Consider the following 581-nt stretch of genomic DNA (forward strand, 5'->3'; position numbering starts at 1 on the left):
CTCGTCGGGGGCGTCCTGACGACGCCGTTCCTCGGCAACAGCGAGGGAATCATCTACACCTGGTACCTGTTCATCACCGGCCAGCGCGGCACCGGGCCAGTGCTGGCTGCCGATGGCCTCCAGACCGTGTTGCTCCAGGGCGAACTGCTGGGGCTGGTCACGACGATTCTCATCTTCTCGGTGGTCGTCTACGCCGAGTCGGTCCGCGTCGAGATCCCGCTGTCGAACGCCCGCGTGAAAGGGGCCCGTGGCCGGTTCCCGGTCAAGCTCATCTACGCGAGCGTCCTGCCGATGATTCTCGTCCGGGCACTCCAGGCGAACATCCAGTTCCTGGGCCGGATTCTCGACGCCCAGCTGGCGTCGATGCCGGCGTTCCTCGGGACGTATTCGAACGGCCAGCCAACGGGTGGCCTGTTCTACTTCCTCGCGCCCATCCAGAGCCGTGGCGACTGGATGTGGTGGCTCGAAGGGACGGCCCAGCCGGTCTGGCAGATCCTGACCCGCGTCGGAATCGACCTGTTCGTCATGCTGGTCGGCGGCGCAGTCTTCGCCGTGTTCTGGGTCGAGACCACCGACATGGG

Annotated in this window: 1 pseudogene; it reads left to right on the forward strand. The window is 65.9% G+C overall.

What is annotated here, in order from left to right:
• A pseudogene (locus KZ498_RS24650) lies at positions 1–581 on the forward strand (preprotein translocase subunit SecY); the annotation flags it as partial.

The sequence above is a fragment of the Haloarcula sp. 1CSR25-25 genome, from assembly GCF_032027985.1.
GTDB lineage: Archaea > Halobacteriota > Halobacteria > Halobacteriales > Haloarculaceae > Haloarcula.